The 24,166-nt window shown below is 72.8% G+C and carries 18 protein-coding genes; 13 read left to right on the top strand and 5 right to left on the bottom strand.

Annotated features, from left to right (window positions below; translation table 11 throughout):
* Position 1 precedes the first annotated feature (1 nt).
* The 12 genes from BLW76_RS23220 to BLW76_RS23275 all read left to right on the top strand — a co-directional run bounded on the left by BLW76_RS23220 (position 2) and on the right by BLW76_RS23275 (position 15,660).
* The gene (locus tag BLW76_RS23220; protein WP_091310872.1) at positions 2–2,266 is read left to right on the top strand and encodes a xanthine dehydrogenase family protein molybdopterin-binding subunit; all 2,265 of its coding nucleotides are present in this window, start codon (positions 2–4) and stop codon (positions 2,264–2,266) included.
* Positions 2,263–2,733 (top strand): (2Fe-2S)-binding protein, encoded by a 471-nt coding sequence (locus BLW76_RS23225; RefSeq protein WP_091310875.1) that lies wholly within the window; start codon positions 2,263–2,265, stop codon positions 2,731–2,733. Before BLW76_RS23220 ends, BLW76_RS23225 begins: the two co-directional genes overlap by 4 nt.
* Complete coding sequence (locus BLW76_RS23230; protein ID WP_091310877.1) at positions 2,730–3,542, top strand: FAD binding domain-containing protein; 813 nt, start codon at positions 2,730–2,732, stop codon at positions 3,540–3,542. Before BLW76_RS23225 ends, BLW76_RS23230 begins: the two co-directional genes overlap by 4 nt.
* Before the next feature lie 91 nt (positions 3,543–3,633).
* Positions 3,634–4,305 carry a flavin reductase family protein gene (locus BLW76_RS23235; RefSeq protein WP_167384697.1) on the top strand — a complete coding sequence of 224 codons (672 nt, stop codon included), beginning with the start codon at positions 3,634–3,636 and terminating at the stop codon, positions 4,303–4,305.
* A gap of 217 nt (positions 4,306–4,522) precedes the next feature.
* Entirely contained in the window at positions 4,523–5,365 is an 843-nt protein-coding gene (locus BLW76_RS23240) for an ESX secretion-associated protein EspG (RefSeq protein WP_091310879.1), read from the top strand.
* A gap of 15 nt (positions 5,366–5,380) precedes the next feature.
* Complete coding sequence (locus tag BLW76_RS23245; RefSeq protein ID WP_091310881.1) at positions 5,381–5,854, top strand: hypothetical protein; 474 nt, start codon at positions 5,381–5,383, stop codon at positions 5,852–5,854.
* Positions 5,855–5,862: 8 nt separating this feature from the next.
* Complete coding sequence (locus tag BLW76_RS23250; RefSeq protein ID WP_091310883.1) at positions 5,863–7,812, top strand: hypothetical protein; 1,950 nt, start codon at positions 5,863–5,865, stop codon at positions 7,810–7,812.
* 5 nt (positions 7,813–7,817) lie between these two features.
* Complete coding sequence (locus BLW76_RS23255) at positions 7,818–8,162, top strand: type VII secretion target (protein ID WP_091310885.1); 345 nt, start codon at positions 7,818–7,820, stop codon at positions 8,160–8,162.
* Positions 8,159–8,698 (top strand): YbaB/EbfC family nucleoid-associated protein, encoded by a 540-nt coding sequence (locus tag BLW76_RS23260; RefSeq protein WP_091310887.1) that lies wholly within the window; start codon positions 8,159–8,161, stop codon positions 8,696–8,698. The genes BLW76_RS23255 and BLW76_RS23260 overlap by 4 nt, the downstream gene beginning before the upstream one ends.
* Complete coding sequence (locus tag BLW76_RS23265) at positions 8,692–13,731, top strand: RHS repeat-associated core domain-containing protein (RefSeq protein ID WP_091310889.1); 5,040 nt, start codon at positions 8,692–8,694, stop codon at positions 13,729–13,731. Before BLW76_RS23260 ends, BLW76_RS23265 begins: the two co-directional genes overlap by 7 nt.
* Positions 13,732–13,813: 82 nt before the next feature.
* Entirely contained in the window at positions 13,814–14,356 is a 543-nt protein-coding gene (locus tag BLW76_RS23270) for a GNAT family N-acetyltransferase (protein ID WP_091310891.1), read from the top strand.
* Positions 14,353–15,660: an MFS transporter gene (locus tag BLW76_RS23275; RefSeq protein ID WP_091310894.1), complete on the top strand. Its 1,308-nt coding sequence runs from the start codon at positions 14,353–14,355 to the stop codon at positions 15,658–15,660. The genes BLW76_RS23270 and BLW76_RS23275 overlap by 4 nt, the downstream gene beginning before the upstream one ends.
* Here BLW76_RS23275 and BLW76_RS23280 read toward each other — a convergent pair.
* Entirely contained in the window at positions 15,618–16,853 is a 1,236-nt protein-coding gene (locus BLW76_RS23280) for an SGNH/GDSL hydrolase family protein (RefSeq protein ID WP_091310897.1), read from the bottom strand. The two genes, BLW76_RS23275 and BLW76_RS23280, sit on opposite strands and share 43 nt — an antisense overlap.
* A 377-nt stretch (positions 16,854–17,230) precedes the next feature.
* Positions 17,231–17,497 carry a hypothetical protein gene (locus BLW76_RS23285; protein WP_091310899.1) on the bottom strand — a complete coding sequence of 89 codons (267 nt, stop codon included), beginning with the start codon at positions 17,495–17,497 and terminating at the stop codon, positions 17,231–17,233.
* Positions 17,498–17,734: 237 nt separating this feature from the next.
* Between BLW76_RS23285 and BLW76_RS23290 the strand changes: the two genes are divergently transcribed.
* Entirely contained in the window at positions 17,735–20,086 is a 2,352-nt protein-coding gene (locus BLW76_RS23290) for an alpha-L-fucosidase (RefSeq protein ID WP_091310902.1), read from the top strand.
* Here BLW76_RS23290 and BLW76_RS23295 read toward each other — a convergent pair.
* Genes BLW76_RS23295 through BLW76_RS23305 form a run of 3 tightly spaced genes read right to left on the bottom strand, consistent with a single transcriptional unit; the run spans position 20,083 to position 24,131 of the window.
* Entirely contained in the window at positions 20,083–21,267 is a 1,185-nt protein-coding gene (locus tag BLW76_RS23295; protein WP_091310904.1) for a 4-hydroxybenzoate 3-monooxygenase, read from the bottom strand. The two genes, BLW76_RS23290 and BLW76_RS23295, sit on opposite strands and share 4 nt — an antisense overlap.
* A gap of 24 nt (positions 21,268–21,291) precedes the next feature.
* A complete protein-coding gene (locus BLW76_RS23300; protein ID WP_091310907.1) occupies positions 21,292–22,785 on the bottom strand; it encodes an ArnT family glycosyltransferase in 1,494 nt (497 codons plus the stop codon).
* A 23-nt stretch (positions 22,786–22,808) separates the two neighbouring features.
* A complete protein-coding gene (locus BLW76_RS23305; RefSeq protein WP_091310908.1) occupies positions 22,809–24,131 on the bottom strand; it encodes a type III PLP-dependent enzyme domain-containing protein in 1,323 nt (440 codons plus the stop codon).
* Between the last annotated feature and the right edge of the window lie 35 nt (positions 24,132–24,166).

Below are 24,166 nucleotides of genomic sequence, written 5' to 3' on the forward strand. Positions count from 1 at the left end.
GATGAGCATTGTCGGGACCAGGGTGGTCCGCCGGGAAGACCGGAACCTGATCACCGCGGGCGGCACCTACGTGGACGACTTGCGGTCGGAAGCGCTTTCCGGTGCCGCGCACGCGGTTTTCGTGCGAAGTCCGATCGCGCACGCGCGGATCGGCGGCATCGACGTGAGCGCGGCGAAGGAGGCGCCGGGCGTGCTCGGCGTGTTCACCGCCGCGGACCTCGGGCTCGACCCGCGCCCGTCGGGGCCGGTGCCGGAACCGTGGCTGGCCGGCGAGGTGGTGCGCTACGTCGGCGAACCGGTCGCGCTCGTCGTCACCGAAGAGCGCTACCAGCTGGCCGACGCCGCCGAGCTGGTCGACGTCGACTACGAGCCCCTCGAAGCCGTCGCGACGATCGACGCCGCACTGGCCGGTGAGACGCTGCTGTTCCCCGACCACGGCAGCAACATCGTGCAGGCCAAGGGGGCGGCGGAGTTCGACGACGCGATCTTCGAAGACTGCGAAGTCGTCGTCAGCACGACCATCCTCAACCAGCGCGTCGCGCCCGCGCCGCTCGAAGTGCGCGGCGCCGCCTGCGTGTGGGGCGAGGACGGCAGGCTCACGGCCTGGCTTTCCACCCAGAACGCCCAGATGGCGCGCGGCCAGCTGGCGGGGGCCCTCGGTGTCGGCGAAGAGTCGGTGCGGGTGATCGCGCCGGACGTCGGCGGCGGGTTCGGCGCGAAGATCGGCGCGGACCCCGAGGCGACCGTGCTCGGCTGGGCCGCCAAGCAGCTCGGCCGGGGCGTGCGCTGGGTCGAGTCGCGCAGCGAGAACCTCACGGCGATGACGCACGGCCGGGCGCAGCAGAACACCGTGACCATCGGCGGGAAGCGCGACGGCACGGTGCTGGCGTACCGCCTCGACGTCGTCCAGGACGCCGGTGCGTACCCGCGGATGCTGCTGCTGCCGACGCTGACCGAGCTGATGGCCGTCGGCGTCTACCGGTTCCCCAAGGTCGAGACGCGCAGCCGCGCGGTCGTCACCACCACGACGCCGATCGGGGCCTACCGCGGCGCCGGCCGCCCCGAGGCGACGGCCGCCGTCGAACGGGCGATGGACCGCTTCGCCGCCGAGATCGGGCTGGACCCGGCCGAGGTCCGCCGGGTCAACTTCATCCGGCCGGAGGAGTTCCCGTACCAGACGCCGACCGGCGCGGTCTACGACACGGGCGAGTACGCGACGGCGCTGGACAAGGTCCTGGCCGCCGCCGGGTACGCCGAACTGCGCGCCGAGCAGCAGCGGCGGCGGGCCGCGGGCGACCCGGTCGAGCTGGGCCTGGGCATCGCCTCCTACGTCGAGATCACCGGCGGCGACGGCGCCGGCGAGAGCGGCCGCGTCGACGTCCACCCGGACGGCTCGGTCGTCGCCTGGACCGGCAGCTCGCCGCACGGGCAGGGCCTCGGCACGTCGCTGGCGATGCTGCTGGCCGACCGGCTCGGCGTGCCGCTGGACAAGATCACCGTCCGGCACGGCGACACCGACGAGGTGCCGCAGGCGGTCGGCACGTTCGGCTCCCGGTCGCTGCAGCTGGGCGGCTCGGCGATCCGGCAGGCGGCCGACGAGGTCGTCGCGCAGGCCCGGGAACTGGCCGCGGAACTGCTGGAAGCCGCGCCGGACGACCTCGAGCTGGACGTCGAGCGCGGCGTCTGGCAGGTCCGCGGCGCGCCGTCGAGCACGGTGCTGAGCTGGGCGCAGGCCGCCGAGCGGGCCGCCGGGGGCAAGCTGTCGGCCGACGTCTGGTTCGGTGACGGGAAGCCGACCTTCCCCTTCGGCGCGCACCTCGCGGTGGTCGAGGTCGACACCGAGACCGGCAAGGTCGAGCTGCGCCGGATCGTCGCCGTCGACGACGCCGGCCCGATCGTCAACCCGCTGACCTTCCGCGGCCAGCGCCACGGCGGGCTTGGCCAGGGCGCGGCGCAGGCCCTGATGGAAGTCGTCACCTACGACGACGACGGCAACCCGACGACCGCGACGCTGGCGGACTACTCGTTCGTCACCGCCGCCGAGCTGCCGGACTTCGAGCTGGTCGACATGGCGACCCCGACCGACCGCAACCTGCTGGGGGTCAAGGGGATCGGCGAGGCGGCGACGATCGGCTCGACGCCGGCGGTGCACAACGCGGTGGTGGACGCCCTGTCCGCCCGCGGCGTGCACCACCTGGACATGCCCACCACGCCGATCCGCGTCTGGGCCGCACTTGAAGAAGCTCGGAAGGGAAGCGCGCAGTGAAGGTCTCGATCGAGGTCAACGGACGGCCGGTGGCCGAGGAGGTGCCGGACCGGACGCTGCTGGTGCACTTCCTGCGCGACACGGCCGGGCTGACCGCCACGAACATCGGCTGCGACACGACGTCCTGCGGCGCCTGCACGGTGCTGCTCGACGGCGAGTCGGTCAAGTCGTGCACGGTACTGGCCGCGCAGGTCGACGGCCACGCCGTCACGACGGTCGAAGGACTGTCCGCTTCGGACGGATCGTTGCACCCGGTGCAGCGGGCCTTCCAGGAGCAGCACGGCCTGCAGTGCGGGTTCTGCACGCCGGGCATGATCATGGCGTCGGTTTCGCTGCTGGCCGACAACCCGAAGCCGACGCGCGACGAGGTCCGCGCCAGGCTCGAGGGCAACCTGTGCCGCTGCACGGGGTACCACAACATCGTCAGCGCCGTGATCGACGCGTCCGGGCAGGAGGTGGACCGGTGATCCCGGCTTCGTTCGAGTACCTTCGTGCGTCCACAGTGGACGAAGCGCTTTCGCTGCTCGCCGCGCACGGCGACGACGCGAAGGTGCTGGCGGGCGGGCATTCCCTGCTGCCGCTGATGAAGCTGCGCCTGGCCGCCCCGGAGTACCTGGTGGACATCGGCCCGCTCGACGAGCTGCGGTACGTCCGCCTGGAGGGCGACGAGGTCGTCATCGGCGCGTTGTCGCGCTACAGCGCGCTGGTGCAGGACCCCGTGCTGCTGGAGCACGCGCCCCTGCTGGCGCACGTGTCCGGCGAGGTGGGCGACCGCCAGGTCCGCCACCGCGGCACGATCGGCGGCTCGCTGGTCCACGCGGACGCGGCGGCCGACCTGCCGGCGGCGATCCTGGCCTCCGACGCGGTCCTGGTGGCCCGGGGGCCGTCGGGGGAGCGCCGCATCCCCGCGGCGGAGTTCTTCCTCGGCCCGTTCACGACGCCGTTGGAGCCGGCGGAGCTGCTGACGGAGATCCGCGTCCCGGCCCAGACGGGCCAGGGCTGGGGGTACCAGAAGTTCACCCGCCGCGCGATCGACTGGGCGATGGTCGGCGTGACGGTCGCCGGCGGCCGCGTCGGCCTGGTGAACATGGGCGGAGTACCGCTGCGCGCCACGGCCACGGAGGAGGCGCTGGCGGCAGGGGCGTCGATCGAGGAAGCGGCGGGGCTGGCGGCGTCGGGGACGAACCCGCCGGACGAGCCCCACGCCACGGCGGAGTACCGCCGTCACCTGGCCCGCGTGCTGACCCGGCGGGCGTTGACGCAGGCTCGCGGTTGACTCCGAGGGGGCGGCATTCGTGCCGCCCCCTTGATCGCGACGGCCGATTCCCGCCAGCGCGGGGTCCCTTGTGGACGGCAGGATCGACGGCGTGAAAACTGTTGCGCACACGGCCATCGAGCCGGGAATCCTCTACTTCGGCACCCCGGTGGTCCTGATTTCCAGCACCAATGAGGACGGCACGGCGAACCTGGCCCCGATGTCGTCGGCGTTCTGGCTCGGCTGGCGGGCCGTTCTCGGTCTGGGGGTCCGGTCCCGGACGGCGCAGAACCTGTCCCGCACCGGCGAAGGCGTGTTGAACCTGCCTGCGGAGTCACTGGCCCCGGCGGTCGACCGGCTGGCGCTGACGACGGGCTCGGACCCGGTGCCCGAGGGGAAGCGCTCGCGCGGGTACTTCCACGTGGCGGACAAGTTCGGCCGGGCCGGGTTGACGCCGGTGGAGTCGTCGACGGTGGCCCCACCTCGGGTGGCGGAGTGCCCGGTGGCGATGGAGGTGGTCGTCGAGCGGGAGCACCCGGTGGGGGACGACGGGGGCGTGGTGGCGTTCGAGGTCCGGGTCCAGCGGGTGTACGTGCACCCGTCGATCCGGATGCCGGGCAGCGAGGACCGTATCGACCCGGACGCCTGGCGGCCGTTGATCATGAGTTTCCAGAAGTTCTACGGGCTGTCTTCGCAGGTGCATCCGTCGGCGTTGGCGGGGATCCCGGAGCGGCTCTACCGGGGGCCGGATATCGAACGGGCTCGGCGGGTGGCCGGGGTCTGACGCTCTTTACCTTGTGTTCTCACCTTTTCGTGTGATGTTTCGAGGCCGACGGCGGTGCGGCACCCCACGCGGGCCGGCGAACGCGTCCCGTTTGCCCGCCTGATCCAGGCCGCCGTGGTCTTTCGGGCATCCGGGTGGCGGCGCCGACGCCCATCCCCGCCGCACTGCTAATCTTCCTCTCGGAACTTGCTTGAAGGTTTGATGAAACCGAGGGGAAATGGCGGAGCGGTTCGAGTTCGTCCTCGAGGTCTTCGAAGCGCTCGTCGTCGGGCGGGCGACCGGGGGCGATGTCCGGCGGTACCCGCTGCGGGCCGGGAACCTGCCCGCCGATCCCGTGCGTTTCGTCACCGTGGCGCGGCAGGTCTACGACGCCCTCGAAGAACGGCGGCTGTCCGTCTCCGGTGAGCTGCACCCGGGCGTGCGGACCGCGTTCGAGCTGCTCGCCGAACCGCGGATCTCCGTCGCCGTCAGCGGGATCGACGGGCTGGGGGCCGATGTCGCCGTGCTCGTCGTCAGCGACGGGGCGCAGGCACTCGGCATCACCCAGGCCCCGGACACCGATGACCTGCTGTTCTCGCTGTTCGCCGACGAAGACCTCGTCGAGGTCGTCACCGGGGTGCTGCCGCCTGCCCCCGCCGCCACCACCGGGAAGCACGTCGTGCACCGGGCGGCCGGGCGTGAGGTGTCCGCCATGACCGCGAAGCGGATCGCCGACGCCGAGTTCGACGAAGAAGAGACCGACGCCTTCGGGATGATCGAGGTCAAGGCCGTCGTGCGGCCCGGGCGGCGGCCGCCGGCTCCGAAACCCGCCGATGTCGCCGTCCTCGAACGGGTGCTCGCCGAACCCCGGCTGGGAGGCGGGCACATCGCCGTCAGTGCCCAGGGACGGCGCGGGGAACGGCTGGCCGGTGAGCCGCTGAGCTGGCTCGACACCGCCGACGGCCGGTACCTCGTGCACACCCGGACCGGCGACGCCGGGGAACTCACCGCGGAATACGTGCCGGCCGGGCGGGCCGATCTCGCGCGCGCCATCCGCGACGCGATCGCGGCTGTCTACTGATCGGGGGACTGACTGATGACGACGGAAGAGACCGCCGCCGCGGCGGCCCAGGCCATCCAGGCCACCATGCAGCTGCAGGCCGCCGCCACGCCCGAGGCCAAGACGATGGCCGCGGTGCGCGTCGGCCTCGCCGGGGCGCAGCTGAAGCGGCTCGCGCAGACCGGTGGCTTCGCGGTCGACGACACCACCGGCAACCAGCTGATCGAGGCGCTCGAAGGCGTGCTGGAGTCGCTCGAGCAGCGCTGGGCGAACCTGCAGCGGCTGCACGACGCGCCCGCGATGAGCCGCACCGCCACCGGGCAGTGGGTCTCCGCGCACATGGTCAGCACCGCCGCCGACGACGCCGGGCTGCTCACGCAGCTGCAGGCCGCGCGGCAGGAGTTCCCGACCTACATCGAGGCCATCAAGCTGGCGAAGAAGAACTACAAATCCCGGGAAGAGGACACGCGGAAGACGCTGACCTCGCTCCCGACCGCCGACCAGAGCTGAGGGAGACCGTGGCACCCACCGCCGAGTCCGTGTCGGACCCGTCGTCCCCGGACTACAACCCGCGCAGCCCCCTCTACGACGTCACCGCCGACTCGTCGTCGAAGTACTACGTCGGGCCGCTGACCTCGGACAAGTCGCCGTCGGGCGACCAGATCCGCGAGATGGCCACCCGGCAGATCGACGACGAGATCCGGGCCGGCTGGCTCGGCCCGGTCGTCGACCCGGTGCTGCGCGACAAGAAGATCCAGGAGCTCTACCAGCAGCACCTCCACGACGCCAAGCACGGCCTCGACGAGGGCCTCGCCATGCGCGAGACCGGCGGGGCGCCGCGGACGCTGTGGAACAACGCCAGCCACGAGCAGATGAACGAAGCCATCACGCAGGACGCCAACTCGGCGACCGTCGCGGAGACTTCGGAAGAGTGGGTGCGCGTCGGCAACGACCTGGGCACCCACCAGAAGACCCTGGCCGGCGCGATCAACGCGAGCACGAACAACTGGCAGGGCGATGCCGGGGACGCCGTCCGCGAGCACCTCGCCGGTGTCGGCAAGTGGCTCGGCGCGACCGCGCAGGGCGCGACGCTCGCCGGGCGCCAGCAGGAGATCCACTCCCAGGCCCTCAACGAGACCCAGCGGCAGATGGCCGCCAACCCGCCGGTGCAGTTCGACCTGCAGGCGACCAACCAGCGGCTGATGTCGATGACCGACCCGGTGCAGTACGCCGCAGCCGCGGGCGAGGCCATGCAGACCTACCGGGCGCAGCAGGCCGCGCGCGAGCACGCCGCGCAGATCATGACGCAGTACGACGAGACCATCGGCGCTGCCGTCGCCACGCCGCGGTTCCCGGCCCCGCCGAAGCTGCCGACCGCCACGGCGACCCGGCAGAACGCGGTCGCCGGGGGCGGCGCCGGCGGGGGCGGGGTGCAGCCGCTGCTCGCGCAGAGCCGGCGGCTCCCCGATGCCGCGGGCACCCCGATCGACGCCAACGCGGCCGCCTTCGGTGGCGTGGGTGCGGGCGGTGGCGCGGGTGCGGGCGGCGCCGGCATCCCCGGTGACGGCACCGGCTCGGGCTTTTCCGGCAGTGGCATCCCGGGTGCCGGCTCGGGCTCCGGTGGCGCCGGCTTCTCCGGCCCCGGCATCCCCGGGAGCGGCGCCGGCGGCGGTGGCGTGGGCGGCGGTGCGGGTGGCGGTGCCGGGTTCACACCGCCGAACTTCGAGGTCCCCGACACGCCCGCCGGCGGCAACTTCAGCGGCGCCGGCATCCCCGGCTCGTCGCTGCCGCACTTCGACGACTCGACGACGTCGTCCGGCTTCTCGCCCTCGGGGATCGGCGGCGGGGGCACCGGCGGCAGCGGGTTCACGCCGCCGTCGATCCCGAACATCCCGGACGTCTCCGGCGGGGGCGGGGGGTCCGTCCGCGGCGGCAGCCCGATCCCCGGCTTCACCCCGCCCGGCATCGACCCGGTCACCGGCCTGCCCACCGGCACCGGTGGCCTCAACACCCCCGGCGGCGCCAAGCTGCCGACCATCGGCCGCGGCGGCGGGATCAACGGCGACAGCATCGCCAGCAGGCTGGGCGGCCTGAGCGGCGGCGGTGGCGGGGCGGGCGGCGGTTCCCTCGGCGGGATCGGCGGCGGCTCCGGGACCGGCGGGGCCGGCGCCGGTGGCGCGGGCCTGCGCGGGGCAGGCAACCTCAGCGGCGGTGCCGCCTCCGGCGCGGCCGCGGAAGCCGAAGCCGCGGCGGCGCGCAACGCGATGTCGGGCCGCGGTGCGGCCGGTGCGGCAGGCACCCCCGGCATGGGCGGCATGGGTGCCGGAGCGCGCGGCGGCAAGGGCGAAGACGACAAGGAACACAAGGCCGCCGACTACCTCGAAAGCGACGACCCGAACTTCTTCGCGGGCGAGCAGGTGGTCGCACCCCCGGTGATCGGCGACTGGAAGAACCAGGATTGGAAGTGACGCCCATGTCGGCCCCCGGCTTCGAGGTCGAACCGGACGACCTGGTCGCGCACGCGAGTCACGTCGAGAGCCTGGTGGACCGGCTCAACACGGCGAGCTCGGCGGCCGACACGGCGATGTCGGACCACGCCTACGGGCTGCTGTGCGCGTTCCTCCCGCCGATCATCCGGCCGACGAACGAGCAGGCGAAGGACGCGCTGACCGCGTCCGGGGAAGGCGTGCGCGGGCTGGCGGACAACGTCAGGTCGGCCGCGCAGTCCTATCGCGAAGGTGAAGAGGGCAACGCGCAGCCGTTCGAGCGGCAGCTCGCGGCGTCGCCGCGCGCAGTGGAAGCGAGGACGAAGGCATGACGGGGCCGAACGGCCTGGGGGACCTGATGCGGGACCCCGACGAGACGATCCGCCGGATGGACGACTGGGCGGCCGGGTTCGCGGCGAAGGCGCAGCGCTACCAGGCCGCGCAGGAGCAGACCGAACGGCTGCGGCTGACCGCGACCAGCTCCGACGGCGCGGTGAGCGTGACCGTCGGCGCGGACGGCACCGTCACCGACCTGACGTTCTCGAACAAGGTCAAGTCGTTCCCGCTGGAAGAGCTCTCGCGGCAGATCCTGACGACCATGCGGCGGGCGCAGGCCGGCATCGCCGACCGCGTCGCCGGGGTGATGGCCGAGCAGCTCGGCGACGAGGACCGCGAAACCCGCGGCCTGCTGCTGGACAACCTGCGCGGCCGGTTCCCCGACCCCGACGAGCCGGACGAGCAGCCGCCCGCCGCGCCCGGGCCGGTCCCGCCGGCCCCGGCCGGTGGCGCCGCGGCCCCGCCCGTGACCCCGCAACCGCCGTCACGACGGCCCGCCCCCACCGACGATGAGGACAACAACCCGTGGTGAACCCGTTGGTCGCCGAGACCAAGGATTCCACGAAGGCGTATTCGGGTGTTTCGCTGCTGGAGTCGGCAGCCGACCTGAAGTCCGCCATCGAAAGTGGCGACTGGGCGTCGGTGGCGCTCGGGGCGGTCGGGACGGCGCTGGATGCGTTGTCGATGGCGATGGACCCGTTCGGGGCGATCCTTGCCGCCGGGGTGGGGTGGTTGATCGAGCACGTCGGGCCGCTGAAGGAAGCGCTGAACGGGCTGACCGGCAACGCCGACGAGATCGCGGCGCAGTCGGAGACGTGGAAGAACATCGCGACCGAGCTGGGCAGCGTGGGTGCGGACCTGACCGGCATGGTCAAGGCCGACACGGTGTCGTGGACCGGGAATGCGGCGGACACCTACCGGCAGCGGGCGCAGGACACGGTGACGCTGCTGGAGACCGCGCAGAAGGGCTGTGAGGGCGCTTCCAGTGGTGTGAAGACCGCCGGTGAAGTGGTGGCTGCGGTCCGGGCGCTGGTGCGGGACATCATCGCGGAGCTGGTCGGGCATCTGATCAGCTGGGCGTTGCAGGTGGTGTTCACCCTCGGCATCGGGATGACCTGGGTGGTGCCGCAGGTGATCAACGCGGTGGCGAAGACCGCGTCGAAGATCGCCGATCTGGTGAAGCGGCTGGTGACGGCGTTGAAGGCGTTGATGCCGTTGTTGAAGCGGGCCGGTGACCTGTTCGCGGACGCGGCGAAGGCGTTGCGGAACATCAAGCCGGGCAAGGCCGCGCCGCCGCCGAAGCACGCCGAAATCAAGAGCGGGCCCAAGGACATCGGCGGCCCGAAGGGCGGCGGCAAGGGCGATCCGGACGCACCGCCACCCAAGACCGACCCGCCGCCCAAGACCGACCCTCCGCCGAAGGGTGACGACAGCACCAGCGCGGCGGGCGCGAAGGCGGACCCGCCACCGAAGACCGATCCCCCGCCCAAGACGGACCCGCCGCCGAAGAGCGACCCGCCCGCCGACCCCCCGCCGCCCCCGGCGTCGAAGGGCCCGGACGGTGGCACCACGCCGTCCGGGGCGGGCAAGGGGCCGGACACGCCGCCGAAGCTCAAGGACAGCAACCCGAAACCGGACGAGCACACCACCCCCGCCGCGAACCGGTCGCTGTGCGGCGACCCGATCGACGTCGCCACCGGCGCCGTGCTGCTCGAGCAGACGGACGTCGAGCTGCCCGGTGCGCTGCCGCTGGAGTTCGGCCGGACGCACCTGTCGAGCTACCGCGCGGGCCGCAGCTTCGGTCCCACGTGGACGTCCACAGTGGACGAGCGGATCGAGGTGGAGCCGGACGGCCTGCACCTCGCGCTGGCCGACGGGACGATCCTGCGCTACCCGGTGCCCCGCGGCATCGAGCCGGTGCTGCCCGAGCACGGCCCGTACCTTGCCCTGCGCCGGGTGCGCCACGGCTTCGTCGTCGGTGCCCCGCAGCACGACCGGATGCGCTACTTCGCCGCCAAGCCGGGGGAGACCACCTTGCCGCTGCGCGCGCTCGTCGACGGCGCGGGCAACCGGGTCGTCGTCCGGCACCGCGACGGCGTGCCCGTGGCGATCGAGCACTCCGGCGGGTACCACCTCGAGCTGGACTCGGCCGACGGGCTGATCACCGCCGTGCGCGTGGCCGGCGAGCCCGTGCCGCTGGCCGAATACCGCTACGACGAGCGACGGCGGCTGGTCGAGGTCACCGACGCGGCCGGGACCCCGCAACGGTTCACCTACGACGCCGACGGCCGGATCGTCCGCTGGGAGGACGTCAACGGCCGCTGGTACGGCTATCAGTACGACTCCGAAGGCCGGTGCGTGCAGGCCCGTGGCGCCGAGGGCTACCTCGACGCCGGCCTCTCCTACGAGCCGGGGCTGACCACGGTCACCGACTCGCTCGGCGCCGTCACCCGCTACCGCCTCGACGAGCGGCTCCGGGTGATCGGCCGGACCGACCCGCTCGGCGGCACCACCAGCACCGAACTGGACCGCTTCGGCCGGGAGATCGCGCGCACCGACGAGCTCGGGCACGTCACCCGCTGGGAGCGTGACGGGGCGGGCAACGTGACCACCGTGGTCCGCGCCGACGGCACCCGGATGGTCACCGAGTACGACGAGGGCGGCCGCCCCGCCTCGGTCACCGGGCCCGACGGCGCCGTCTGGCGCTACGAGCACGACGAGCGCGGCCGCCTGGTCCGCGACATCGACCCGACCGGGGCCGCGACGAGCTACACCTACGACGAGGCCACCGGCACGATGGCCACGGTGACCGACGCCCTCGGCGGCGTCACCCGGTTCGCGGCGAACGCGGCCGGGCTGCCGGTCGCGATCACCGCGCCGGACGGTGCGGTGACCCGCTACACCTACGACTCCCTCGGCCGGCTCGCGAGCGTCACCGATCCCACCGGCGCGACGACCCGCACCGTCCACAACGCGGCAGGCGACCTGGTCGAGCAGGTGGACCCGGACGGCGCCGTGCACCGCTTCGGTTCGTCGGCGGTGGGCCACACCGACGAGCGGACCGACCCGCGCGGCGGCGTCAGCAGGATCGCCTACGCCCAGTTCGACCTGCCGGTCAGCGAGCAGCGGCCGGACGGCGGCGTCCTGCGCTACGGCTACGACACCGAGCTGCGGCTGACGTCGGTCACCAACGAGGCCGGGCTGGTCTGGCGCTACGAGTACGACCCGGCGGGCCGGCTCGTGCGCGAGGTCGACTACAACGGCCGGTCCCTGGACTACGCCTACGACGCCGCGGGACGGCTGGTCCTGCGCGGCAACGGCGCCGGGCAGACGATCGCGCTCGAACGGGACGCGCTCGGGCGGGTGGTCCGGCGCCGCAGCGGCGACGAGGTCGCCGAATACGCCTACGACGCGGCCGACCGCGTCGTCCTGGCCCGCAACGCGCACAGCGAGCTCCGGTTCGCCTACGACGCGCTGGGCCGGGTGGTCAGCGAGTCGGTGAACGGCCGGGCCGTGCTGTCGGCCTACGACGCGCTCGGCCGCCGGACCCACCGGCGCACCCCGACCGGCGCGGAAGCGGTGTTCGCCTACGACGCCCGCGGCCGCGCCACGTCACTGGCCACCGGCGGGCGCACGCTGCAGTTCGGCTACGACGCCGCCGGCCACGAGACCGCGCGCCGGCTGGTCACCCGCCACGGCGTGGCCGCCGAGCTCCACCAGGCGTGGACCCCGGCAGGCCAGCTCGCGGTCCAGACCGTGCGGCGCGGCGAGGCCATGGTGCAGCGCCGCGAATACGGCTACCTGCCCGACGGGTACCTGGCCACGGTCACCGACCTGATCTCCGGGCCGCGCAGCCTCGAGGTCGGTCCCGCCGGCCGGGTGCTGGCCGTCCGCGGTGCCCGCTGGCAGGAGAGCTACGGCTACGACGTGGCGGGCGCGATCACCGCGGCCGACTGGCCGGGCGCGCCGGAGGCGAGCGGCCCGCGCAGTTACCGGGGCACGCTGCTCACCGCCGCGGGCGCGACCCGCTACACCCACGACGCCGAAGGCCGTGTCGTGTCGCGGGAGCGGGGCGGCCGGCGCTGGGAGTACCGCTGGAGCGCGGAAAACCGGCTCACCGCCGTCCGCACGCCCGAGGGAGTGGTCTGGCAGTACCGGTACGACGCCGTGGGCCGCCGGATCGCCAAGCAGCGGCTGGACGCGACCGGCGCGGTCGCCGAGCAGGTCGAGTTCTCCTGGGACGGCACCCTGCTCGCCGAACAGGTCCACGGCGTTCCCGGCGGGCCGCTCGTGGCCACCGTCTGGGACTGGGCGCCGGACGCCGAGCGCCCGCTGGCGCAGACCGAACGCGTGCTCGGCGACGGCACGGACCGGTTCCACGCCGTGCTGACCGACCTCGTCGGCTCGCCGGCGGAACTGCTGGACGAAACCGGTGCGCTGGCCGGGCACCAGCACACGGCCCTGTGGGGCGCGCTGGTCTCCGCGGGCGGCCACGCGGGCACGCCACTGCGGTTCCCCGGCCAGTACCACGACGCGGAGACCGGGCTGCACTACAACCTGCACCGCTACTACGACCCGGAGACCGGGCGGTTCGTCTCGCACGACCCGCTCGGGCTGGCCCCGGACCCGGACTCGCTGGCCTACGTCGGCAACCCGACGGCGTCGATCGACCCGCTCGGCCTCGGGAAGGTGACCCCGTGTGCCGCGTCCGGCTCGGGCGGCGGCGGGGGCGGCGGCAAGAAGCCGAACCACTTCCACCCGTACAGCAAGCCGAACGGGGCGCCGAACAAGGGCAAGCGCCGGGCGCACAAGTACCCGGAAGGCACCTACGGCGACAAGGACTTCGAGCGCAAGCGGCTCGAGGACAAGTTCGGCTCCAAGATCGACGGCAACAAGACCCACCAGTCCGAGCACACCGCGGGCTTCGACGTGCTGAACGACAACGGCGCCCCCGGCAAGGTGCCCCGCAAGGAGGGCCGGGACCTCGAGAACAACGCGTGGGCGTACTACGAGGAACACGGTGCCCACCGCGCCCACCCGGGCACCGGCACCAGTCACGCCACGCACGATTCGGGCTGGAACGCGCCGACCTACCGGCACGACCAGCGGACCGCGATCGAGAACAACGACCCCAACACCGCGGTCCAGCTCAACCAGCTCGGGTACGCGCACCAGCCGGGCTTCCAGGGCAACCACCCGGATCCGGTGATCCGCAACCGGATGGACATGGCCGACGACTCGTACCACCGGATGGTGAACGACGTCCACGCCGGTGGCGAGGGGATGCGGTACAACCCGCAGCCGGGCGCGGCCGTGCCGGACGGGGGCGCGACGGTGCCGGGGACCGGCGGGCACGTGACGACCCGCCCGCTGAGCGACGCCGACGCCTTCGAGCTGCACGAAGCCCGCAACGCGGCGCGCACCGGCAACTGGCCCGGCGACGACGCCTGGCAGCGGTACTACCCGGACCCCACGCCGGAAGACTGGGCGCGGCTGGAACGGGGCGACTTCGATCCGCCGCAGCTGCCGCCGATCAAGCCGGGCAGCCCGATGAACCTCGACTGACCGCCCCGGCGCCCGCGTCGAGACTCCTGAGCAGTCCTTTCGGGGTCTCGACAGCGGGCGCCGTGCGGGCGACACTGGGCCGATGACCGGCCTGATCACCGGAAGCCGTGTCCGGCTGCGGCCAGCTGCCGCCCCGGACGCCGCCCGGTTCGAGGAGATCCTGTCGCACCCCGAAGTCGCCCGCTGGTGGGCCGACGCCGAGGAGCCGGTGGCCGCCCAGGTGTCCTATCTGCTGGACCCCGACGAAGGCACCACGACCTACGCCATCGAACACGAAGACACCGTCATCGGCATCGAGCTCGCCTTCGAGGAGGGCGACCCGCAGTACCGCCACGCCGGCATCGACATCGCGGTGCACCCGGACTTCCAGGGGCAGGGCCTCGGCTCGGACGCCATCCGCACGCTGGCCGAGCACCTGTTCACGGTGCGCGGGCACCACCGGCTGGTGATCGACCCGGCGGCGGGCAACGAGGCGGCGATCCGGCTCTACCGGTCGCTGGGCTTCCGCCCGGTCGGCACGATGCGCTCCTACGAGCGCGGTCCCGACGGCAGCTGGCACGACGGGCTGCTGATGGACCTGCTCGTGGACGACCTGGTCCCGGCAGCCGCACTAGCCGGCTCGTGAGGGGCCGCGCGGTCGCGGCCCGGCCCTTGCGGCGGGTTGCTGTGGCGAGCGCGGTGGGGACCACGATCGAGTGGTACGACTACTTCATCTACAGCACGGCGACGGCGCTGGTGTTCAACAAGGTGTTCTTCACGTCGCTGTCACCCGCTTCCGGCACCCTGGCCGCGTTCGCGACGCTCGGCGTCGGGTTCCTGGCCCGCCCCGTCGGCGGCATCCTCTGGGGTCACTTCGGCGACCGCGTCGGCCGCAAGGCGATGCTGGTGCTGTCGCTGCTGCTGATGGGCTTCGCGACCGTCGGCGTCGGCCTGCTGCCGACGTACTCGGCGATCGGCGTCTGGGCGCCCATCCTGCTGCTGGTCCTGCGGCTGTTGCAGGGGCTGAGCGCGGGCGGCGAGTGGGGCGGCGCGGCGCTGATGGCCGTCGAGCACGCGCCCGAGGACCGCCGCGGCCGGTACGGCGCGTTCTCGCAGATCGGCGTCCCGGCCGGGTTGATCCTGGCGCAGCTGGTGTTCTTCGTCCTCGGCCGCGCGCTGACCGACGCGCAGTTCGCGTCGTGGGGCTGGCGGGTGCCGTTCCTGGCGAGCATCGTGCTCGTCGGCGTCGGGCTGGTGATCCGGCTGCGGATCGAGGAGAGCCCGGTGTTCTCGCGGCTGCGGGAAGCCGAAGAACGCAGCAGCCGTCCGATGGTCGAGGTGCTGCGCGAGCGGCCGCGGGCGCTGCTGGTGGCGTCCGGCAGCTTCATCGCCAACACCGCGATCGGGTACATCTTCCTGGCGTACCTGCTGTCCTACGGCACGTCGGTGCTGAAGATCCCGCGCACCACGCTGCTGGTCGTCGTGATCGTCGGCAGCGTGACGTGGCTGGTGAGCATCCTCGCCGCGGCCGCCTGGTCCGACCACGTGGGCCGCAAACCGGTGTACCTGGCGGGATCGGTGCTCCTCGTGCTCTGGCCGATCCCGTTCTTCCTGCTCGTCGACACCAAGGCGACGGTGTGGCTGCTCGTGGCGGTGATCGTGCTCAACGTCGGCCTCGGCGCCACCTACGGGCCGCAGTCGGCGTTGTTCGCGGAGCTGTTCGAGCCGCGCTACCGCTACAGCGGCGCTTCGTTCTCCTACGCCGTGGGCGCGGTGCTGGGTGGGGGCTTCGCGCCGTTGATCGCGACGGCGCTGCAGACCGCCACCGGCACCTCCCTTTCGGTGTCGCTCTACTTGGTGGCGGTCGCGCTGCTGAGCCTGGTCGCGGTCCTGTTCATCCCGCGGGATCAGAGCCGGTCGAGCCGGACGGCGGCGGCCATCCGCTCGTAGCCGGCGTCGCCGGGGTGGAGGTGGTCGCCGGAGTCGTAGGCCGGCAGCATCCGGAGCGGGTCGGCCGGGTCGCGGACCGCCGCGTCGAAGTCGACGACACCGTCGAAGACCCCGCCGGTGCGGATGAACGCGTTCACCGCCTGGCGGGTCGCTTCGAGGGTGTCGTCGTAGACGCGCCAGCCCTTGAACGGTGTCAGCGTGCCGCCGATGACCCGGATGCCGCGCGCGTGCGCCTGCGCCACCAGCTGGCGGTACGCCGACGTGATCGCGTCCGGGTCGGTCTGGTGCGGCGTCTGCTGGATGTCGTTGATGCCTTCCAGCACGATGATCGTCCGCACGCCGCCGACGCTCAGCACGTCGCGGTCGAAGCGGGAAAGCGCGTTCTGGCCGGCGCCGGAACCGGGCACGTCGAGCAGCAGCCGGTTGGCGCTGATGCCGGCGTTGAGCACGCCGAAGCGGCCGTGCAGGCGGTCGGCGAGGTAGTCCGGCCAGCGGCGGTTGGCGCCCGAGGTCGAGCCGACGCCGTCGGTGATCGAATCGCCGAGCGTCACGATCGAGGCTTCCGCACCGCCCTGGACGTCGACGCCGGAAACGTAGTGCCACACGGACGTCTGCTCGGTGTAGGGGGCACCGGACTCGCTGGCGGCGAAGTCGCCGTTGCGCGTGAAGTACGACGTCTGCGCCGCGGCCGGGTGATGGGTCACCGGCCCGGACTTCGCCGGCACGAACGTCGTCACGAGCAGGTTCGCGTCGGCGGGGATCCGCAGGTTCACCGGATCGCTCAAGGCCTCGGCACCGGCGGGCACGACGACGCTCGGGGCGCCGCCGAAGGTCAGCGACCGCAGGGTGCCCGGCACGGCGTCCGGCCCCGTGCCCTGGACCGCGACGGTGACGTGCCCGAAGGTCAGGGGAGCGGCCCCAAAGGCGTTCGACAGGTGGACGCGGGCGCGGCCGCCGCCGGCGCTGGTGTGCACGACGTTGCGGATCGAGTAGCCCGGGTAGCCGTCCGGCGTGTTCGGGACGGCGGACGCGGGCGCCGCGGCCCACGTGCCGACCCAGCCGCCGATCGCGTGCTGCGGGAGGACTGGGACAGCACTTCTTGAATGCGCACTGCCCGGGTTGGCGCTGCCCGGCGTCGTGAGGAGACCGATGCCCGCCAGGACGGCCGCGCTCACGGCCACGAAACGTCGCATGATCCCACCGTCGCGCGCGAGCCCGCGGAGTGGCGACCGCTGATCAGGTGAGGCGCCGGACAAGATCCGCGACAGCTGGGGGCGGGCCCGTCCGGGATTCTGGGGATGCCGGACGGGCCCGCGCGAGGTGGCCGTTGCCGCGACGGCCGCTCGCCGGGGTACCCGGTCCCGATCGGGCGGAGGCTGGCCCGGATCGTTGCTTCGTGGTGAACCCCGGAGGGCGTGTGCGAGACGCCCTCACCCAAAGCACGGCCGCCGGTGCGGGGTGGTTCAGCGCAGTGCCGAAGTTTCTCGGCCCAGGTGCCCGCACCCGGAACGCCGTGAAGGCCACCTCCCGGATCGCGGGAGGCGGCCTTCACGGTTTCCGAGCGGGAGGCTCAGGCTGCGGCGACGGGAAATCCGGTCAGGGCGCGGTGGCCGGCTTCGGTCAGTTCGGCGGGCGCCCACTGGCCGGGGGCGACGAGCCGGGTGGCTCTGACCAGTCCGGCGCGGGCGAGGTCGTGGGCGGTGCTCTGGTCGCAGCACGACAACCCGTCGACGCGGAGATCGGGTTCGCAGCTGCAGCGGAGCTCGGCGCGCCCGTCGGCGATCGCCTTGAGCATGGCGATCGCGCGGCGGCTCAGCGCGTTCGGGTCGGTGGACATCGGTCTGGCCTTTCGTGCGGCTGGGTTCTGGCGGCGAGTGCTGCAGCTCGTTACCCAGTGATACGTGGCGAACACGAGCACGGTTCACAACGATCGGACCACTTGGCCCCTTGACACGGCGGGGGCCAGCGAGCAGGGTCATTCATCGGATGAATCAGTTCCGCCAGCGACAGGCGCGCCTTCTGTGGGTGAACTTTGTCGTAAATCCGCCGTAGTCATCCGATCCCTGGAGGTTCAGTGCCGACCTTCCCCCGCCGCCAAGCCCTGGGCATCGCCCTGGGTGGTGCCGTCGCGCTCACCGCCGCCGGCATGACACCCGTCGGCGCCGCCGTGCCGGTGGACGCCGCTGCCGACAACGCAGACACCCCGATCGTCCCGCCCCCGCCGCCCGTCCCGGTCGCCCTCGACACCTGGTTCGGCAACGACGGCATCGACAGCGCGTCCGCCACCGGCGGCGACTTCGACGGCTCCGGCTACACCTTCCCGGCCGAGCACATCCCGGCCGGGCAGACCGTCACCGCCGGCGGTGTCCCGTTCAAGCTCGGGTCCGCGGCCGCCGGAGCGAAGAACAACATCGCCGCCACCGGCCAGCGGATCGACCTGCCGAAAGGCCGCTACTTCGTCGCCTACTTCCTGGTCGCCGCCAGCTACGGCGCCACCGGCGGCCCGGCGACCGTGCACTACGCCGACGGCACCACGAGCACCGGTTCCCTGTCCGGCCCCGACTGGTACACCGGCAGCGGCGCGCTCGTCTCGCCGTTCCGCTACGCACCCGGCGGGGTCGTCGACGACAACCCGGTTTCCCTGGCCACCGGCCAGGTCTGGCTCGACCCGGCCCGCGAAGCCGTCGCCCTGACCCTGCCCACGACGGCGAACCCGGCACCGAACGTCTCCAGCCTGCACGTCTTCGCACTGACCCTCCAGCCGGTCGCCGTCGGGCGATCGGCACTGGTCCTGGACGGCCGCTCGACGGCCAACCTGCTGACCGTCGGCGGCCCGCAGGCCGCCGAAGCGACCATCGTCAACGCCGGGACCGTGTGGCTCGGCGCGGGCGACCGGGTGAGCGTCACCGTCGACGTCCCCGGCGGCCGGACGACCGTGCCCGCGGCCCTCCGCGCGCTGGCGCCGGGAGAGCAGGCGACGGTCCGGCTCGGCCTGGCCCCGAACGCGTCCGTGCCGCCCGGCACCACGACGAACGGCCAGATCCGCGTCACCGCCGGCCGCGGCACCCTGGCCACCCAGCAGGTGCCGGTCACGCTCGGCATCCCGGATTTCCGCCCGGCCGACGCGTCGCTCTCGACGCACCGCGCGCCCTATTGGTTCAACGACGCCAAGTTCGGCATCTTCATCCACTGGGGCGTCTACGCCGTGCCCGCGTGGGCGCCGGTGGGGCAGCAGTACGCGGAGTGGTACTGGCAGAACCAGCAGGACCCGAACGGCGCGACCTACGCCTACCACAAGCAGAAGTACGGCGAGAACTTCGCCTACGACGACTTCATCCCGCTCTTCACCGCGGCGAAGTTCGACCCGCGCAGCTGGCTGAACCTGATCGCCGACGCGGGCGCGGAGTACTACGTCCTGACGTCCAAGCACCACGATGGCTTCGCGTTGTGGGACACCAAGGTCAGCGACCGCAACTCCGTGAAGCTCGGGCCGAAGCGGAACATCATCGACGAGCTCTTCACGGCGTCACGGAAGTACACCCCGCAACTGCGCAACGGCCTGTACTTCTCGCTGCCGGAATGGTTCAACCCGGACAACCCGTGGATGGGACACGCGCCGCGCAACCCCTACACGGGCGCGCCGCTGCCCTACACCGGCTACACCGCGGGGAAGGACTTCGTCCGCGACTACCAGGCACCGCAGGTCCTCGAGCTGATCCGCGAGTTCGACCCGGACGTCCTGTGGTTCGACATCGGCGGCGTCAACGACAGCCGGACCGTGCTCACCGAGTACTTCAACCGCGCGAAGAACCGCAAGCGACCCAAGGACGTCACCTACAACGACCGCGGCGGCATCCCCGACCACGACTTCACGACGCCGGAGTACACGACGTACCCGAACACCGTGGTCGCGAAGTGGGAGGCGAGCCGCGGTCTCGACCCGTTCTCCTACGGCTACAACCGCGCGACCCCGGACGACCGCTACATGACGGCGGAGGAGGTCGTCCGCACGCTCGTCGACATCGTCTCGAAGAACGGCAATTTCCTGCTCGACATCGGCCCGGACTTCGACGGCACGATCCCGGATGTCATGCAGCGGCACCTGCGGGACGCGGGCGCGTGGCTGAAGGTCAACGGTGAAGCCATCTACGACACCACCTACTGGTCGCGGCTGGCCCAGCTCGGCGACCTGCGGTTCACGGTCAAGCAGAACGAGGCGTTCTACGTGCACTCGCTGACCGCGCCCGGCAGCCGCCTGGTGGTCGACGCGCCGGTGCCGATCCGCCGTGGGGACCGGGTCACCATGCTCGGGTACCGCGGCAACCTGCACTGGAGCGTCGACAACGGTTCGCTGGTGATCGACGTCCCGGCCGCGGCCCGGCAGGCGGGCCGCTACGCGTGGGTGTTCAAGATCGCCTGGAGCTAGAAGTTCGCGTTCTTGCCGATGTACAGCTCCGCGAACGCCGCCGCGGCCGCGGGCGAACCGAGCAGGCGGCGCATCCGGGCCTCCGCGATGCGCGCCGCGAAGGGGTTGTCGCCCGCGGCCGCCGTGTGGTGGAAGATGTCCGACAGCCACAGCGAAAACTCCTGATACTGCCACACCAGCGGCAGGCACGCGGCCGAATAGCCGGCCAGCGGCGCGCTGTCGCCCGCATAGTACGCCTGGAGCGCGTCGGTGAGCAGGAACGCGTCGTGCAGGGCGAGGTTCATGCCCTTCGCCGCGATCGGCGCGACCAGGTGCGCGGATTCGCCCGCGAGGTGCAGGCGGCCGTGGGACATCGGCTCCACGACGTAGTTGTGCATGTCGAGGATCCGCTTCTCGAACAGCCTGCCCTCGATGATCTCGCCGCCGGGCACGGTGAGCCGCGCGTGCAGCTCCCGCCACACGCGCTCGTCGGGCCAGTCCGCTTCGGTCTCGCCGGGTGCGGTCTGCAGGTAGAACCGCGTCACCTGCGGCGTGCGGGCCATGTGCGCGGCGAACCCGCGCGGGTGGATGCCGAACAGCACGCCGTCGGCGGACGGCGGGGCCTCGGCGAGCAGGGCCAGCCAGCCGATTCCGTAGTCGTGATGGGCTTTCACCGTCGAATCCGCCGGCAGGTACCCCTGGCAGACGCCGCGGGCGCCGTCGCAGCCGGCCACGAAGTCGCAGTCGATGCGGTGCTCGTCGCCGCCGGCCCGGAACGTGACGGCGGGGGAGTCCGACGTCAGGTCGTGCAGCTCGACGTCCGAGACCTCGAAGACCGCGTCACCGCCGGCGTCGGTGTACTGCGCGACCAGGTCGGTCACCAGAAACTGTTGCGGGTAAACGAAATGCCGCTGCCCGGTGACGTCGCCGTAGCGGAAGACGTGCCGCTGCCCGGCGAACCGGAACTCGAACTTCTCGTGCTGCGGGGCCTTCGCGACGAGCTGCTCGCCGAGACCGCGCCGTTCGAGCCCGCGGACCGCCCACTCCTCGATGAACCCGGCCCGCGGCCGCTGCTCGATGAACGCCCGGCTCTGCGCCTCCAGCAGCACGCAGCCGATTCCCGCGCGCCGCAGGAGGTTCGCCACCGTGAGTCCGGCCGGGCCCGCCCCCACCACGGCCACCGCCGTGCGCCTCGCCACCATGGGCCCGAGGGTAGCGCGAATCGCTCAGTAGTAATGCCGGAGCTGGGGCCACGCCACCGACCACGGCCGCGTCAGCGTGCACAGGGACAGCGGGACGCCTTCCTCCTCGTTGTCGACGCCCGCGGCGTTGTGGTGCTTCGCGACCGCGCGGCAGCCGGTGATCAGGTGGGCCGCGGGTGAGCCGGGCTGGATCCGCCCGATGAGCAGCACCGGGCCGACCAGCCGGTCCGGTGGCGGCCCCCAGTCCGCGTAGGACATGTGCGGCGAGTACGCCGGCGGCAGCCCGTACTCGGGCCCGTAGCGTTCGAGCGCCCCGGCCTCGCCGTAGTTGCCGGCGAGGATGACCGCGGTGTCGCGCTCGGCGTCCGGGATCCGCCGCCAGGCGCCCGCGACGCTGCCGGCGAAGTCCGGCCAGCCGACCTGCTCGCCCGGTTCCTTGTTCATCGCCAGCAGCGGGCCGTTCAGCGCCGTCGCCGGTACGACCGGGAGTCCGATGAGGACGGACACCACCACGCACACCGCGGCGGTGACGCCGGTGAGCGCTCGCCGGAGGGTCCCGGCCCGGCCGAGCCATCGCAGCACCGGTTCCGCGCCCAGCGCCACCAGCGGCAGCAGCAGCGGCACCGAGTAGTACGGCTTGCCGCCGACGACCAGCAGCTCGGCGCAGACCACGGGGTAGGCGACGGCCGGCGCGCGGGCCCAGCGCAGGCCGGGTTCGCGCCACGGCCGCACGAGGCCGGCCACCCACACCGGCGCCAGGACCGGGGACAGCAGGACCAGCTGCATCGGCACGAACAGGAGGCGGTTCTCGGCGCCGTCGCCGGAGCTGATCCCGCCGGCCACGGTGAGCATCGGCCAGCCGTGCGCCGCCTGCCAGAGCAGCACGGGCGCGGCCAGGACGACGGCGATCCCGACGCCGGCCGCGAGCCACCAGGTCCGCAGCACCCGGCGTGGCCCGGCGACGGCGACCCCGATGCCGAGCCCGGACAGCAGGAGCAGGACGAGCCACTTGTTCGCCAGGCCGAGCCCGGCGGCGGCGCCGACGGCGAGCCACCACCGGCCGTCGCCGGTGCGCAGCAGCCGCAGGCCGAAGAGCGCGATCAGCGACCACAGCAGCACGTCCGCGGAGTTGGTCGCCAGCATGTGCGACACGACCAGGACGTAGGACGACAGAGCCGTCGCCAGCGCCGTGAACAGCTGGACCCCGCGGCCGCCGCCGAACTCGCGGGCGATCAGCGCGACGACCACGACGGTCGCCATGCCCAGCAGGGTCGCGACCACCCGCAGCCCCGACGGTGTCTCGCCGAACAACGCGGTCGACGCGCGGGCGAGCCACGGCGTGATCGGCGGATTGTCGACGTATCCCCAATCCGGACGGCGGCCCGCGGCGACGAAGTACAGCTCGTCGCGGTGGAAGCCGTAACGCCCCGATAGGGCGGTCAGCACGACGGCTTGTACGGCGACGACGATCCCGACAGGCAACGCGGCAAACCGCGGCAGCTCTCGACCATCCCCCATGGCCGGGCATCGTACGCGGCCGATCACCCTTCCGGGAGCGCTCCGAGGAATTCGCTCCCGGCGTCGGCGACCAGTTCGGCGAGGGTCTGCGCGCGACGCAGCGGCGTGAACTCGACGTCACCGGTCGGCGACACGGTGAACCCGTACACGGCCGGGCGCGGCAGCGTGTTGTAGGCGTAGTGCGCGCCGAAGTAGTACGCGCCGGTGTCGTGGGCGACGACGAGGTCCCCCGGTTCCAGCAGCGGCAGCGGCCGCTCGCGGGCGAGGAGGTCGCCCGCGAAACACAGCGGGCCCGCGATGTCCTGCGGCACTTCGGGTCCCGTCTTCGGCGTACCGGTGGCGTCGAACGCGCCGACCCGCAGCGGCCAGTGCTCCGGCTGGAGCACCGTGCGCGCCGCCACCTGGCCGCCCGCGTGCGTCACGGCGATGTGCCGTCCGCCCGCGACCTTCGTGTACTCCACCGTGCTGACGAGGAAGCCGCTCTTCGCCAGCAGAGAGCGGCCGAACTCGGTGACGAAGGCGTAGCGCCCGTCGGCGAGGGCCGGGACGCGGTTCAGCAGTGTCGCGACGTAGCCGGCGTAGGTCGGTCCGGGCTCGTCTGAGGTGAAGTCGACCGGCAGCCCGCCGCCGAGGTCGAGGCTGGTCACCTGCCGGTAGCCGGCTTCGGCGTTGATCTCTTCGGCGAGTTCGTGCACCGCGGCGACGCCGTCGGCCATCAGCTCCGGCGGGCAGCCCTGCGAGCCGACGTGGACGTGCAGCCGCGTCAGCCACGGCCGGCGTGCGAACGCCTCCCGCAGCAGTGCCCGGTTTCCGTTGTCCCGCAAGGGGATGCCGAACTTGGACGCCGCGGTGGCCGTGCTCGTGTCGCCGATCCGGCCGGCCCCGACCTGCGGGTTGATCCGCAGGCCCAGCACCGACCGCGGCGGCGTCGGGCCGACCAGCGCGTCGAGCCGGGCGAGTTCCTGGAAGTTGTCGGCGTTGACCGCCGTCCCCTCGGCCAGGGCGTGCGCGAGCTCGGCGGTCGTCTTGGCGGGGGAGTCGAGCACGAGCCGCGGGCCGCGCAGGCCGGCGGCTTCCGCGACCGCCGTCTCGCCCGGGCTCGCGACCTCGGCGTCGATCCCGAGGCCGCCGAGGAACCGCAGCAGGGGCGCGAGACCGCACGCCTTGGCGGCGACCGTGTGCTGCACGCGCCCGAGCGGCGCGAACGCCGTCGTCAGGTCTTCGACGGCTTCCCGGACGGCGTCGAGGTCGACGAACCCGGCCATCGGGTCGGCGAGCCGCCGCCCGGCCACGACGGCGAGCAGCTTGCGGTCGGTGCGGGTCAGGGGTGCGCTGGTGGTCGTCACGGGACCCAGGACAGCAGCGGGTGGCGCGTCCGGTC

Origin of the sequence: Amycolatopsis tolypomycina, from assembly GCF_900105945.1 — a bacterium.
In the GTDB taxonomy this organism is placed as follows: Bacteria; Actinomycetota; Actinomycetes; order Mycobacteriales; family Pseudonocardiaceae; genus Amycolatopsis; species Amycolatopsis tolypomycina.